Genomic DNA, 13,446 nt, shown 5'->3' on the forward strand with positions numbered 1-13,446 from the left:
CGCGCCACGACCGGGTCCTGCGGCACGAGCAATCAGCTAAGGAGCACGGGTGAGCGTTAAGGCCAGCGAGAAGGTTCCGGCACCGGACGCGTCCCGCGAGGAGGTCTTCGCGTGGAACGCGGCCGTCCTGGAGGAGTACCGCGCCAACGGCGGCCGGGTCGGCGGCGCGATGGCCGGCATGGACCTGCTGCTGCTGACCACGACCGGTGCGCGGTCGGGCAAGCCGAGGAGCATCCTCACGCTCCACCACCGCGACGGCGACCGCTACCTGGTGGTGGCCAGCAACTTCGGCAAGCCGCGCCACCCGGACTGGTACCACAACCTGGTGTCCACCCCCGAGGTCACCGTCGAGGTGGAAGGCGAGCGGTTCGCCGCCGACGCGGTCGTCCTCGACGGCGCGGAGCGTGATCGGGCGTTCGAGACCGTGGCCCGTCGGTACCCGTTCTACGCGGGCTACCAGGCCGGCGTGACCCGCACGATCCCGGTGGTCGCGCTGACGCGAGCCGATCGGGCCTGACACCAATCGATACGCTCCCCGGCCCGATCCGCGCCAGACCTTCTCGCTGCGCAACTTCTTCGCTACGGTCGCCCGGGAGCGTTCCCAGGCCCAGCGTCGGACCCGGATCGTGGAGGAACAGGTGCACACCACCCGCTATCGGTCGGCGATCGCCGGCGTGGCCGTCGTCGGCGTGACCGCGGCCTTGACCGCCGTCGCCGTCACCGCACCGGCCCAAGCGGCCGTCGGCTGCAAGGTCACCTACCAGGTGACCAACCAGTGGTCGGGTGGTTTCGGCGCGAACGCGAGCGTCACCAACCTCGGCGACCCGGTCGCGAGCTGGCGGCTGACGTGGTCGTTCGCCGCCGGCCAGAAGGTCACCCAGCTCTGGAACGGCACGGTGAGCCAGTCCGGCGCGCGGGTCCAGGTCGACAGCGTGAGCTGGAACGGCCGCCTCGGCACCGGCGCGAGCGCCGGGTTCGGCTTCAACGGCTCGTGGACCGGCTCGAACCCGGCGCCCACCGACTTCGCGCTCAACGGCACCCCGTGCACCGGGACCACCGTCACGTCGACCACCACCACCACGACGACGTCCACGCCGCCGGTGTCCGACATCCTCGGCCGGACGCACACCGTCGGCCGGGTCCGGGCCACCGCGGACACCGCGCGGTACACGTGGCCCGGCATCTACTTCGAGAGCCGCTTCCGCGGCACCGGTGTCGGCATCGTGCTCAACGACGCCGTCAACGACTACGACGTCCAGGTCGACGGCCGGACCGTCGCCACGCTGGTCACGCCCGGCCGGGTCACCCGGTGGATCAACGGCCTGACCGACGCCGAGCACACCGTCCGGTTGGTCAAGCGCACCGAGAGCACCTGGGCCAGCGGCGAGTTCGGCGGGTTCCTGCCCGCCGCCGGCGGCGAGATCCTCGCCAAGCCCGCCGCGCGCACCCGCCAGATCGAGTTCATCGGCGACTCGCTGACCGCGGGCTACGGCAACACCTCCACCACCCGTGACTGCTCGGCCAACGGCGGCGTCGACCGCAACACCAACACCGACCTCGCGTTCGGCCCCCTCACCGCCCGCGCCCTCGGCGCCGACTACCAGGTCAACGCCCACTCCGGCCGCGGCATGGTCCGCAACTACAACGGCGGCGACCCGGACACCACGTTCCGCACCTACTACGACCGCGGCCTGCAGAACGTGGCCGGCGACGTGTGGCGCAACCCGGACACGTGGCGGCCCCAGCTCGTGGTCGTCGGCCTGGGCACCAACGACTTCTCCACCGCGATCAACCCCGGCGAGCCGTGGACCCCCGACAGCCTGACCGCCGCCTACCGGACCGCGTACCTGGGCTTCCTCGACAAGCTCCGCGCCCAGTACGGCCCCGACACCGTCATCGTGGTCAGCGCCACGGACCTGTTCGCCGAGGCCGCCCGGCAGGTCGTCACCACCCGCAACGCGGGCGGCGACGACCTCGTGCGCTTCTGGAACTACGAGGACCCGAGGCTCGACCGGCTCGGCTGCGACTGGCACTTCTCCCTCAACGACCACCGGCTCATCACCGGCCTGCTCACCGACTACGTCGCCACCCTCCCGCTCGACTGGTGACCGGCGCGGCTACGGGCGGAAGACGGTCAGCGTGGTCGGGCCGGTGAGGCTGGAGATCCCGGCGCCGGCGCACTGCAGGACGTCCGGGGTCACCAGCACGGCCACCTGTTCCGCGCTCGCGCCCGCGAACGTGCCGCTGGTGATCAAGCCGGTGTTGGTGATCACGGCCTGGCCGGCGACGTCGCTGACCGTCCAGTTGTAGGTGAACGTCGTCGGCGCGGCCAGCGGGTTGGTCCACGTGTACGTGCGCGACGCCGCGCCCGCGGTGAGCAGCGTCGCGCACGACACCGTGTCGGTGAACTCCTGGCCGTAGAACCCGCTGGGCGCGGCCGGGTTCGTGCACGTGGGGAAGACCCCGGTGAGGTTGCCGCGCACGACCTGCGGCGTGTTGGTGATGGGCGGGTCGTAGGTGACCGCCCACGTGCCGGCGCAGACCTGCTCCACCGTCACCGCGTTGGCCGCGCCGGCCGTGGCCGCCACAGCGCCCGCCACGACCACCACCAACGCCAATAACGAACCGAACCTCCGTGACATGACACCTCTCCCTTTCCGGACGCCTACTCGCAGCCGACGCCGTCGTGGTCGGCGTCCAACTGGTACTCGTCGGGACCGATGACCTTGATCGGGCCGGTCACGTACGCGGGGCCATTGCCCTTGCCGGGCTTGCAGTCGACGTCGCTCGCGATGGGCACGCACGGCTCGTAGCTGGGGTGGCAGCCCTGGTTCGGCGCGGGCGGTGGCGGGGCCAGGGTTTCCGGCTGCGGCTGCGGCTGAGGTTGCGGCTGAGGTTGCGGCTTCGGCTTCGGCTCCGGATTGGGCTGGGGCTGGGGCTTCGGGGCCGGCTCGGCAAGGGTCGTCGTGGTCGTGGTCGTGGTGGTCGGCGGGGCTGTCGTGGTCGTGGTCGGCACGGTTGTCGTCGTGGTCGTGGTCGTGGTCGTGGTCGGCAGGGTGGTTGTCGGCACGGTGGTTGTCGCGTCGGTCGCGGTCGTGCTCAGCGTGGCGGCTGAGTCCGTTGTGGACGGTTGCTCGTCGGCGAGGGCCCCGATGACGACGAACAGGAACACCACCGCCCCGGCGGCGATCCACATCGGACGGCGGGACTTCCGCTTCACCGGCGGAGCGAAGGCCCCTGTCGGGACGACCACGGCCGACGGGTCGCGCGGCAGCTGGACCACGATCTCGTGACCGCGCTCGCCGACCCGGATCACCGCCTCGCAGCCCGGCCTTCCGCCGGCGTCGATCACCTGGCCCATGATGTCCGCGTACCGCCGTGACATCAGGTACGTCAGCTCACCGACCCGCTGCCCGTCCAACCGGACCTCGATGGCGTACTGGCCCAGGTACTTGCCGGAGTTGATCGTGCACCACGCCAGGGCGACCACGACGCGCCAGCTCCCGCCCGGCGCGACGGGATACCTCGCCAGCCAAGCCTGGTGGTCCTCCTCGCCGGTGACGACGACCGGAACCTCGGCCTTCAGCAGGAACAGACCTGCCGCAGGGTCCTCCATGAGGCACCCCCTTTGACACCGAACGTATGTACGCAGGTCATCGACGCGGTTCTCGACGCCGTTACCAGATCCACAAGAGTGACTGAACACTCACCAGTCGAAACCGGCCACACTCTCAGCATCGCTTGACAGAAGACCGGCCCACGCGGTGAGCTGTAGACGTAGTGAGTGACTAACCAATCACACGCCCGGGAGTTGTCATGACCGCCCCTGCCCTCGACCGCCGAACGCCCTCGCCGACCACCGCCCTCACAGCCTCCGCGGTGCTGGCCGTGGCGAACGCGATCGCCTTCCTGGTCCTCGCCGGCCAACCCAACCCGGGCATGGCCGCCCTCTCCGCCCTCCCCCTGGCCGCCGCCGCACTGCTGTGGCGACGGGTCCGGGTCGCGCCGGTCGTGACCATCGCCGTGGCGGCCCTGGTCGTGTTCATCCGGCCGGTGGAGCTGGCGTTCGACCTGGTCCGCCCCGGTGACGTGCTGCCGTTCGCGGTCGCGGCGGCGCTCGTGGTGGCCGCCGGGGTCGCGATCGTCTCGTCGCTGGTCCTGGTGCTGCGACCGGACACCGGCCACGGTGAGCGGCTCGTCGGGCTCGGCGGTGGCGCGGCCGTCGGGGTGGCGTTGGCGGCGACCTTGATCGTCGGGTGGCCGCAGTCCGACGACACCGGGTCCCTCACCGACGAGCAGCTCGCCGCGCTGCCGACCGTGGACCTGACGAACTTCAAGTTCTCCCCCGCCCAGCTGCGCGTCGGTCGCGGTCAGCCGGTGGCGTTCAAGTTCACCAACGACACCGACGACAACCACACGTTCACGATCACCGAGCTGGGAGTGGACGTCGAGGTGCCCAGCGGCCGGACCCGGATCGCCGTGGTGAACGCCCGACCTGGCCAGTACGCGGTGCACTGCGCGGCCGGTGACCACCAGGAGAAGGGCATGGTCGGCCGGTTGACCGTCACCGAGGGCGCGTTGACCCCCACCACGACCGCGACCGAGACGCCCTCCGGAGCGCACCACCATGGCTGAGCGGAAGATGTCCCGGCGGACCGCGCTGATCGCGGGCGGCCTGACCGCCGGGGCGCTCGTCGCCGGCGGTGTGCCGCTCCTGCGCGCCACCCTCGCCGCGCCAGGGCCGGCCGACGGCCCGCCACTCCCCGAGCACACCACCCTGCCGCTGCACGCGGGCGCGGACGGCGTGCTGCGCGGCGAACTGGTCGCCGCCGCGTCCGGGGACTCCCTGCGCTACAACGGTTCCGCGCCCGGTCCGCTGGTCAAGCTCCGCGAGGGCGACCGGGTCCGACTCGGTTTCCGCAACGACCTCGACGCCGACAGCAGCCTCCACCTGCACGGCCTCCCGCTCGCACCCGCCGTGGACGCGCCGCTGACCCACCTGCCGCCCGGCGCGACGAGCACGCAGGAGTTCGCCGTGCCCGAGGGCGTGGCCGGCACCTACTGGTACCACCCGCACGCGCACGGCGACGTCGAACGACAGCTGCTCGCGGGCCTGGCCGGACCGATCGTCGTCACCGGCGCGACCGACGAACTGCTGAAGTCGTGCGACGACCGGCTGCTCGTGTTCACCCGCACCGGCCAGGACATCAGCGTCAACGGCGCCGTGCGGCCCGTGCTCGCGCCCACCAGCGGCCGGACCCGCCTGCGCCTGCTCAACGCCACCGCCGGCGACCACCTGCTGGTCGGCGTGCTGCGCTCGGGTGAGCGCACGCCCCTGCACCTGGTCGCGACCGACGGCGGTTTCGTGGCCGAGCCGGTCGAGCTGACGGAGGTCCTGCTGGCGCCCGGTGAACGCGCCGAGGTGCTGGTGGACACCACCGTCGCCGGTCGCCTGGAACTCACCGCGCTGCCGTACTCGGTCTACGGCGAGGGCGGTGCGGCGAGCGCCGCGTTCCGCCTGGCCGCGCTGGACGTGCCACCGGGCCTGCCTCCCGTCGCCCTGCCCGCACGGCTGCGCGACGTGGAGGCGCTCGACGAGGCGAACGCCGTGCGCCGCCGCCGGATCGCGTTCGACGGCACGGGAACCGACCACTTCACGCTGGACGGCAAGACCTTCGACCACCACCGCGTGGACCTCCAGGCGCGCCTGGGCACGCTGGAGGTCTGGGACGTCGTCAACGACCACACCACCGACCACCCGTTCCACCTGCACAGCTACTCGTTCCAGGTGCTGTCCCGCAACGGCGCTCCCGAACCGCTGCGGGCGTGGCGCGACACCGTCAACGTCCCACCGGGCGGCACCGTCACGATCGCCGTCCCGTTCCGCGGCGAACCGGGCCGCACGGTCTACCACTGCCACATCGCCTCCCACGAGGACCTGGGCATGATGGGCGTGCTGGAGGTCGTTCGGTGACCGCCCCCGGGCGGTAGCGGTGGGGCGAGCGGATGACCGGGTCGGCGGATGGTGGGCGCGCGGTGCGAACGGGAGCGTTGCGGTAGCGCAAACCTGGGGAGGTTCTCGTCCATAAGACGCACAAGATCCATCGCCGCCACGCTCGCCGCCCTGCTCGTCGGCGCCGCGCTCGCGGCCGTCGCACCACTGCCCGCCGCCGCGGCGCCCACCGACGACACCGTGATCAACCAGAAGCTGCAAGCCCTGGTCCAGCCGGTGCTGACCGCCTCGGCCGACAGCCGGCTCCGCGCGCTCGTGCGCTACCTCGCGAGCACCCGGTCCCACGGCGACACCGACGCGTTGTTGCGGGAGGTCGTCGAAGCCGCCGAGGACTCCTACGTCGTCAACCCGTACGAGCCGTGGTGGGTCGAGCTCAAGACCGCCGTCGCGGGCTTGCGGAGCGTCAACGGCTTCGCCTACGACGCGCAGATCCACATCCCCGATGCCGACGAAGGGGTCACCACCGGTGACGACGTCGTGCTGACCGTCGCGCCCGCCGACGAACGGGCCACCAGCGCTCCCGGCTACGTCCTCTCGCCCACCGGCGGCGTCCGACCACTGCCGAACGCGATCGACGAGGGCTACGCCGCCGTCAACGAGGTGTGGGTGCTGTCGGTCCACGAACCGACCTCCGCCCTGCCGGCCCTCCAGGCGGAGGAGGTGAGCGGGCAGGCGGTGTGCGACCCGACCGGGTCGCGCCGCGACAACGGCTTGGAGCACCTGCACCAGTGGCGCGTGCCGGACCGCGCCGCGTTCGGCAGCTGGTTCGAGGGCGAGCGGGAGATGCGGGTGCTGGTCGTCACCACCACGGGAACCGTCCTGCGCCGGATCGCGCTGCCCGGCGTGGCGCAGGACGACATCGGCTCGTGGCAGTCGTCCGGGGTCTTCGTCACCGCGTGGGACCGCTCGGCGCTCGGTGACGTGCTCGCCTACCAGTGGTACGAGGAGGACGGCGGTCCGCTGGTCGACGTGCCCCTGTCCCTCCCGACCCCCGGCGGGACGATCGACGCGAACGTCACCTGGCACCGGCGCGACGACGACGCCGGCCACGCCGTGGTGCGGTTCGCCGACTCCGCGCACCGCGAGTACGACACCGGCTCGGTCCGGTTCACCCCGTGCAGCCAGGGCGGCGACGGCACGACGGGCAACCTGGCGTGCGCGAGCACCGCGTCGGCGTCCAGCACGCACCTCGGCTACTCCCCCGACCGCGTCAACGACTGCGTCCCCGACACCCGGCCGGGCGGCGCGCACAGCTGGGCCAACGCGCCCGGCACCTGGCCGCCGGGCAGCCCGGAGTGGGTGCAGGTCGACTTCGGCAGCGCGAAAACGGTCCGCCGAGTCGTCGTCCACACCAGCGAGGGCTATCCGATCCGCGCGTTCCAGGTGCAGGTCTGGGACGGCGCGGCGTTCGCGACCGTCGCGGAGGTCGCGGACAACGCGTCGCTGAGCGTCTCCCTCACCTTCCCCGCCCGGACCTCGCGGCTGGTCCGGATCAGCGCCTCGCAGGGCCCCGCGCACCAGCCCGGCTACGTGCGGGTGAACGAGCTGGAGGTCTACTCGACCTGACCGACTGCGATCGTAAGCACAATTCACTTGTTCGAACGCACATGATTTGCGACGGTTGCTCACGTGAAGAGCGCCGACCGCCACCGGGTGATCGTCGAACGGCTCCGCTCCGGCGCGCAGGTCGCCGTGGCGGAGCTGGCGGCGGCCACCGGCGCGTCGGAGATGACCATCCGCCGTGACCTGGACCTGCTCGCGGCGGGCGGCGTGCTGCGCCGGGTGCACGGCGGCGCGGTGCCGCTCAGCCCGGCGGGCGTCGAGCCCCCGTTCACCGCGCGCACGGCGACCGCGAACGGCGCGAAGCGCGCCATCGCCGCGGCGGCCGTCGAGCTGATCCGCGACGGCGAGACGATCGTGCTGGACAGCGGCACGACGGCGGTCGAGGTGGCCAAGCTGCTGCGCGGCCGCCCGGTCACCGTCATGCCGCTGTCCCTGCACGCGGTGCGCGAGCTGCTCGACGCGCCCGAGGTGCGGCTCCTGTTGCCCGGAGGCGAGCCGAGGCCCGGTGAGCTGGCCATGGTCGGCCCGCTGGCGCTGGCGTCGCTGCGCGCCCTGCGGTTCGACGTCGCCGTGCTCAGCCCGTGCGCGTTCGACCTGGACGCCGGGCTCACCGCGCACAACCTGGCCGACGCCGAGGTCAAGCAGCAGGCGATGGCCGTGTCCGGCCGCACGATCGTGCTCGCCGACGCCACGAAGTTCGACCGCACCGCGCTCGCCCACGTCTGCCCAGCCGACCGGCCGGACGTGCTGGTCACCGACTCGGACACCCCCACCGACGTGCGCCGCGAGCTGGCCGCGCGCGGGGTGCTCGTGCACGTAGCCGAACGACTGGAGAACCTGTGACGACCCCCCTGCCGCGCGCCGCACGCGTCGCGACGTGGATCTACTTCACCATCAACGGGTTCGCCGTGGGCCTGTGGGTGGTGCACATCCCGAACGTCGAACGCGCGACCGGCATCTCGCACAGCACCCTCGGCGGGTTGCTGCTCGTGCTCGGCGCGGCGGCGTTCCTCGGCATGCAGGTCGCCGGTCCGCTCGCCGACCGGCTCGGCCAGCGCAAGCTGCTGCCCGCGGCCGGGGTGCTCCTCGGCGTCGCCCTGTTCTTCCCGGGCCTGGCCACGTCGTGGTGGACGCTGGGCCTGGCCCTGGCGTGCTTCGGCTTCGGCAACGGCACGATCGACGTGGCGATGAACTCGCACGCCGTGGTCGTCGAACGGGCCTACCCGCGACCCATCATGGCGTCGTTCCACGCGATGTGGTCGATCGGCGGCGCGATCGCGGCGGTCGTCGGCGCGGTGACGTTGAACGCCGACGTGCCCACGACGGTGACGTTGAGCGCGTGCGGCGTGTTCACCATCGTGGTGTCGCTGGTGACCGGCCGGTTCCTGATGGACGGCCGTCCCGAGCCGGCAGAGGCCTCGTCGGCCGCGCCGTCGGCCAAGCCGTCGACCAAGCTGGTGTGGCTGCTGGGCGCGATCGCGTTCGCCATGATGCTCGCCGAGGGCGTCGCCAACGACTGGGCCGCGCTGCACGCCGAGGACGTCCTCGGCACCTCCACCAGCACGGCGGCGTTCGCCTACGGGTCGTTCGCGGTGGCGATGACCGTGGGCCGGTTCGCCACCGACCGGGTCGCCGCGCTCGTCGGGCCCGTCGCGATCGTGCGGTACGGGGCGGCGCTGGCCGCGTTCGGGCTCCTGCTCGTGGTGCTCTCGCCGTGGGTGTGGGCGGCGTTCGCGGGCTGGGCGCTGTTCGGCCTGGGCTTGTCGGGCAGCGTGCCGCAGCTCTTCTCGGCCGCGGGCAACCTGGACAAGCGGTCGTCGGGCGCGTTGATGGCCCGGGTCGTCGGCCTCGGCTACGTGGGGCTGCTCGCGGGTCCTGCGCTGATCGGCGGTCTGGCCCACTGGATCCCGCTGAACGTGGCGTTCCTCGTGCCGGTGGCGTTGTGCCTGCTGGCGGTGGGTTTCGCGGGCGTCCTCGCCCCGCGTCCGGCGCCGGCGGAGGAGCAGGTCGGGTCGCGCTGACCAGCGTCGCCTGAACGCCGCGCGGCCACCCGGTCCCCGCGATGCCGCTCGCCGCGGCCCCGCGTGCGATCACGGTGCCGATCTTCGAGCGTGGTGATCGGACCGGGTGGTACCGGAAGGTCTAGGGTGGGTGACCGGACCAGCGACGAGGATCTGCACAGCATGGCGCACTCACCCCACCCGTCCCGACCCGTCCGCGCGGTCCTGGTGGAGGACCACCACCTGGTGGCCGAGGCGATCCGGCTGGCCTGGGCGGACTCGGGCGAGGTCGAGGTCGTGGCCACGGTCGGCTCCGTGGCCGACGCGGTGGCCGAGGTCCGCAGGCACCGGCCCGACGTGGTGCTGCTGGACCGCCGGCTGCCCGACGGCGACGGCCTGGACGCGATCCCCGGCTTCGAGGAGTGGGGCGCACGCGTGCTGGTGCTGACCGGCGAGGCGACCGTGTCCGTCGCCGCCCGCGCCGCGGAGTCCGGCGCCGCGGGCCTCGTGCTCAAGTCCGCCCGCCTGGAGGACCTGACCGACGCCGTGCTGCGGGTGGCGGCCGGCGAGGTCGTGTTCGACGGCGGGCTGCTCGCGGGCGTGCTGGACAAGCTCACCGGCCGCGCCAAGGACAACGGGGTGCCGCTCACGGTCCGTGAGCGCGAGGCGCTGCTGCTCATGGCCGAGGGCGCGAGCACGGAGGAGATCGGCGAGCGCATGGGCGTCGCCCGCAACACCGTGCGCAACCACGTGCAACGGGTGCTGGAGAAGCTCGGCGCCAGGTCGAAGCTGGAGGCGGTGGCGATCGCCCGCCGCGACGGCCTGCTCGACTAGTGCAGCTGCACTAGACGCGACGGTGACGGTGCGCCTGGGCACCGACCGCTCGATACCGCAGAGTACGACCGTGGACGTCTCGGTGTCTGGCCCGGTCGCTGAGTTCAGCGCGCCGATCGACCGGGGAGCGGCGGGCCTGGCCCGCGATTTCGTCCGCAAGACCCTCACCGACCTCGGCTACCTGGGCGACCACGGCGACGTCGTGCTCGTCGCCTCCGAACTGGTCTCCAACGCCCTGCGGCACACCGCCACCATCCCCGTCATCCGGCTGGCGGGCGACGCGCGCCGGCTCCGGGTCGAGGTCGAGGACGGCAGCCCGGTCCTGCCGCGCGCCCGGCTCTCCGCCACGGTCGGCGGGTGGGGCCTGCAGCTCGTCCAGCACCTGACCACGGCCTGGGGCGCGCACGCCGAGCGCGGCGGCAAGGTCGTGTGGTGCGAGATGGCCGCCGACGCGACGTCCTGAGGCCGGGTGCGCAGGCCCGTGGCACCGTGGCAGAGCATCGTGCACAGTGACGCCATGGCCGCTGATCACTCCTCCCACCCCGCGCTCGAACAACCGCCGGAGGACGCGTACCGCCTGCTGGTGGACAGCGTGGTCGACTACGCGATCTTCATGCTGGACCCCACGGGTCGGGTGATCAGCTGGAACGCGGGCGCGGAGCGGATCAAGGGCTACTCGGCCGAGGACATCATCGGCAAGCACTTCTCGACCTTCTACCCAGCCGAGGACCTCGAGGCGCGCAAGCCCTGGTACGAGCTGGAGGTGGCCGCCGAGGTCGGCCGGTTCGAGGACGAGGGCTGGCGGCTGCGCAAGGACGGCACCCGGTTCTGGGCCAACGTCATCATCACCGCCCTGTTCGAGAAGTCCGGCCGCCTGCGCGGGTTCGCCAAGGTCACCCGCGACATGACCGAGCGGATGCGGGCCGAGGAGGCGCTGCGGGCGAGCGAGGAGCGGTTCCGGCTGCTCGTCCAAGGCGTGCTCGACTACGCCATCTTCATGCTCGACCCGACCGGCCGGGTGATCAGCTGGAACGCGGGCGCGGAGCGGATCAAGGGCTACTCGGCCGAGGAGATCGTCGGCGAGCACTTCTCGCTGTTCTACCCGCCCGAGGACCTGGTGGCGCGCAAGCCGTGGCGCGAGCTGGAGGTGGCCGCCGAGGTCGGCCGGTTCGAGGACGAGGGCTGGCGGCTGCGCAAGGACGGCACCCGGTTCTGGGCCAACGTCATCATCACCGCCCTGACCGACGACGCGGGCCGCCTGCGCGGGTTCGCCAAGGTCACCCGCGACATGACCGAGCACCGGCGGGTCGAGCGGACGTTGACCGAGCAGCGCAGGCTCGTCAGCCACCTCGTGGAGGCCCAGGAGCTGGAGCGGCGCCGCATCGCCTGGGACGTGCACGACGATTCGATCCAGTCCATGGTCGCCGTCGGCATGCGGCTGCAACTGCTGGCCAACCGGCTGCCCGAGGAGGACGCGGCCGTCGTGCGGCAGCTGGACGAGGCGGTGCGCTCGTCCATCGGACGGCTGCGCAACCTGGTCTTCCGGCTGCGCCCGCCGGAGCTCGACCGGCACAGCCTGGTGCAGGCCCTCGACCACTACCTCACCGACGTCGCCCAACCGTGGGGCATCACGTACCGGCTGCGGCACGAGCTGGACCGCGAGCCGCCCGCCGAGTCGGCGATCACGATCTTCCGCATCTGCCAGGAAGCCCTGGTCAACATCCGCAAGCACGCGCAGGCGTCCGCGGTCGAGGTGTCGTTGACCTCGACCGGCGGCGGCACGCTGGTCGAGGTCGTGGACAACGGCGTCGGTGTCGGAACCGGCGTCGGCGCCGACCCGGGCGCGCCGGGCGACCGACCGGCGTTCGACCACTTCGGCATGATCGAGATGCGGGAGCGCGCGGAGACCGCGGGCGGCTGGTGGTCGGTGGGACAGGGCCCCGACGGTGGCGCGGAGGTGCGGTTCTGGATCCCGGACTCCCCCGGCGGTGAGCCGTGACCGACCGCAAGCTCAGCGTGGTGATCTCGGACGACGACCCGATGATCCGCGAGGCGTTGCGCGAGGTGCTCGACGCGGAGCCGGACTTCGAGGTCGTCGCGGTGGCGCGGGACGCGGACGAGGCGATCGAGCTGGTCGAACGCCACAGCCCCGCCGTCGTCGTGCTCGACGTGCGCATGCCCGGCGGTGGTGGTGGCCGGGCCGCGCGGGAGATCAGGCTCCGGTCGCCGAACACCGGGATCCTGGCGCTGTCGGCCTTCGCCGATCGGGAGGCCTTCCACGAGTTCACCTCGGCCGGCGTCGGTGAGCACCTGGTCAAAGGCGTGTCGAACAGCGACATCGTGGCGGCCGTCCCCCGGTTGGGACGGCCGGGGCACGGCGAGCGCAGGGGTGCGTCGCCGCTGCCCAGCACGTAGCGTCGGCCTGGTACAACTGTGGTTCGACACCGCATCACACCCGGGAGACGTCGTGGCCGAGCCGATGGGGCAACCCTCACCGATCCTCGACATCCGTGTCACCCGAGCGGGCGACGTCCTCGTCATCGGCGTGGCCGGTGAGGTCGACATCGACACCACTCCCGAGGTCCGCGCCGCCGTGCTGTCGGGCCTGGCCGAGCGCCCGTCCGCCCTGGTCCTCGACCTGTCCGGGGTGAGCTTCTTCAGCTCCGCCGGCTTGTCGCTGCTGCTGGAGACCCGCGCTCGCGTCGACACCCTCGCGGTCGTCGCGACCGCGCGCGCCGTGCTCAGGCCGATCCAGCTGACGTCCCTCGGGTCGCTGCTGACGGTGTTCGGCTCGGTCGACGAGGCGCTGGCGTCGGTGGCGTTGCCCCAGGGCGCCCGCCGGAGCTGAGCCCTCCCCCGTTCCGGTCACGCGTGCCGGAGACCCGACGGCGGCACTCCCGTCGGGCACCACGCCGACGGAGGTCGACCGCGGGCATCCGTCGAAAGTGGGGAGCGCACACCCGTTCGACTGCCTCCACGCTGGTCACGGGCGGTCTCTCGCTCGTCCGAGTGGTCCTCTCGGGGATCAGCGTGCGG

General features: G+C 72.4%; 14 protein-coding genes. 12 read left to right on the forward strand and 2 right to left on the reverse strand.

The window, feature by feature from the left end; translation table 11 throughout:
* Window positions 1-49: 49 nt before the first annotated feature.
* Window positions 50-517 carry a nitroreductase family deazaflavin-dependent oxidoreductase gene (locus ABTZ99_RS06550; RefSeq protein ID WP_499608725.1) on the forward strand — a complete coding sequence of 156 codons (468 nt, stop codon included), beginning with the start codon at window positions 50-52 and terminating at the stop codon, window positions 515-517.
* Window positions 518-638: 121 nt separating this feature from the next.
* Window positions 639-2,108, forward strand: a complete 1,470-nt coding sequence (locus tag ABTZ99_RS06555; RefSeq protein WP_499608728.1) for a cellulose binding domain-containing protein — start codon at window positions 639-641, stop codon at window positions 2,106-2,108.
* Window positions 2,109-2,117: 9 nt separating this feature from the next.
* Here the strand turns inward: ABTZ99_RS06555 and ABTZ99_RS06560 are convergent, their stop codons facing one another.
* Together ABTZ99_RS06560 and ABTZ99_RS06565 are read right to left on the reverse strand one after the other, a co-directional pair.
* Complete coding sequence (locus ABTZ99_RS06560) at window positions 2,118-2,642, reverse strand: hypothetical protein (protein ID WP_498780853.1); 525 nt, start codon at window positions 2,640-2,642, stop codon at window positions 2,118-2,120.
* A gap of 23 nt (window positions 2,643-2,665) precedes the next feature.
* Complete coding sequence (locus ABTZ99_RS06565; protein WP_499608730.1) at window positions 2,666-3,616, reverse strand: hypothetical protein; 951 nt, start codon at window positions 3,614-3,616, stop codon at window positions 2,666-2,668.
* Between the two features lie 200 nt (window positions 3,617-3,816).
* Here ABTZ99_RS06565 and ABTZ99_RS06570 point away from each other — a divergent pair, with 200 nt between their 5' ends.
* The 10 genes from ABTZ99_RS06570 (at window position 3,817) to ABTZ99_RS06615 (ending at window position 13,258) form a co-directional block, all read left to right on the forward strand.
* Window positions 3,817-4,635 (forward strand): cupredoxin domain-containing protein, encoded by an 819-nt coding sequence (locus ABTZ99_RS06570; protein ID WP_499608732.1) that lies wholly within the window; start codon window positions 3,817-3,819, stop codon window positions 4,633-4,635.
* Window positions 4,628-5,974 (forward strand): multicopper oxidase family protein, encoded by a 1,347-nt coding sequence (locus ABTZ99_RS06575; protein ID WP_498780849.1) that lies wholly within the window; start codon window positions 4,628-4,630, stop codon window positions 5,972-5,974. The genes ABTZ99_RS06570 and ABTZ99_RS06575 overlap by 8 nt, the downstream gene beginning before the upstream one ends.
* 48 nt (window positions 5,975-6,022) lie before the next feature.
* Complete coding sequence (locus ABTZ99_RS06580; RefSeq protein ID WP_499608735.1) at window positions 6,023-7,579, forward strand: discoidin domain-containing protein; 1,557 nt, start codon at window positions 6,023-6,025, stop codon at window positions 7,577-7,579.
* A gap of 63 nt (window positions 7,580-7,642) precedes the next feature.
* Entirely contained in the window at window positions 7,643-8,419 is a 777-nt protein-coding gene (locus ABTZ99_RS06585; RefSeq protein WP_498780846.1) for a DeoR/GlpR family DNA-binding transcription regulator, read from the forward strand.
* Window positions 8,416-9,597 carry an MFS transporter gene (locus ABTZ99_RS06590; protein ID WP_499608739.1) on the forward strand — a complete coding sequence of 394 codons (1,182 nt, stop codon included), beginning with the start codon at window positions 8,416-8,418 and terminating at the stop codon, window positions 9,595-9,597. Before ABTZ99_RS06585 ends, ABTZ99_RS06590 begins: the two co-directional genes overlap by 4 nt.
* Before the next feature lie 162 nt (window positions 9,598-9,759).
* Complete coding sequence (locus tag ABTZ99_RS06595) at window positions 9,760-10,410, forward strand: response regulator transcription factor (protein ID WP_498780843.1); 651 nt, start codon at window positions 9,760-9,762, stop codon at window positions 10,408-10,410.
* A gap of 70 nt (window positions 10,411-10,480) precedes the next feature.
* The gene (locus ABTZ99_RS06600; protein ID WP_498780842.1) at window positions 10,481-10,873 is read left to right on the forward strand and encodes an ATP-binding protein; all 393 of its coding nucleotides are present in this window, start codon (window positions 10,481-10,483) and stop codon (window positions 10,871-10,873) included.
* Window positions 10,874-10,927: 54 nt separating this feature from the next.
* The gene (locus ABTZ99_RS06605; protein ID WP_499608742.1) at window positions 10,928-12,409 is read left to right on the forward strand and encodes a PAS domain-containing sensor histidine kinase; all 1,482 of its coding nucleotides are present in this window, start codon (window positions 10,928-10,930) and stop codon (window positions 12,407-12,409) included.
* Entirely contained in the window at window positions 12,406-12,825 is a 420-nt protein-coding gene (locus ABTZ99_RS06610) for a response regulator (RefSeq protein ID WP_499608745.1), read from the forward strand. Before ABTZ99_RS06605 ends, ABTZ99_RS06610 begins: the two co-directional genes overlap by 4 nt.
* A 52-nt stretch (window positions 12,826-12,877) precedes the next feature.
* Window positions 12,878-13,258, forward strand: coding sequence for an STAS domain-containing protein (locus ABTZ99_RS06615; RefSeq protein WP_499608748.1), 381 nt, complete (start codon window positions 12,878-12,880; stop codon window positions 13,256-13,258).
* Window positions 13,259-13,446: the final 188 nt, after the last annotated feature.

Source organism: Actinosynnema sp. NPDC002837 (genome assembly GCF_040295345.1).
In the GTDB taxonomy this organism is placed as follows: Bacteria; Actinomycetota; Actinomycetes; order Mycobacteriales; family Pseudonocardiaceae; genus Actinosynnema.